Origin of the sequence: Motilimonas sp. 1_MG-2023, assembly GCF_030547455.1 — a bacterium.
Lineage (GTDB): Bacteria > Pseudomonadota > Gammaproteobacteria > Enterobacterales > CBDFNC01 > Motilimonas.
The window spans coordinates 1-205 of record NZ_JAUOPX010000388.1 but is presented as its reverse complement, the minus strand read 5'-3'; the positions used below and the strand labels follow the sequence as shown (position 1 = coordinate 205).

The 205-nt window shown below is 49.3% G+C and carries 2 tRNA genes; both read left to right on the top strand.

The window, feature by feature from the left end:
• Window positions 1-76 (top strand) — tRNA-His (locus Q4519_RS22365).
• Between the two features lie 53 nt (window positions 77-129).
• A tRNA-Pro gene (locus Q4519_RS22360) sits at window positions 130-203 on the top strand.
• Window positions 204-205 lie beyond the last annotated feature (2 nt).

The window sequence follows — 205 nt, the reverse complement described above, 5'->3', positions numbered from 1 at the left end:
GCGGATGTAGCTCAGTTGGTAGAGCCCCGGATTGTGATTCCGGTTGTCGCGGGTTCAATCCCCGTCATTCGCCCCATTATTTAAATATATAGTGAACCATTAAGTAATTTGCTTCGTTATATAACACATCGGTGATTAGCGCAGCCTGGTAGCGCATCTGGTTTGGGACCAGAGGGTCGGGAGTTCGAATCTCTCATCACCGACC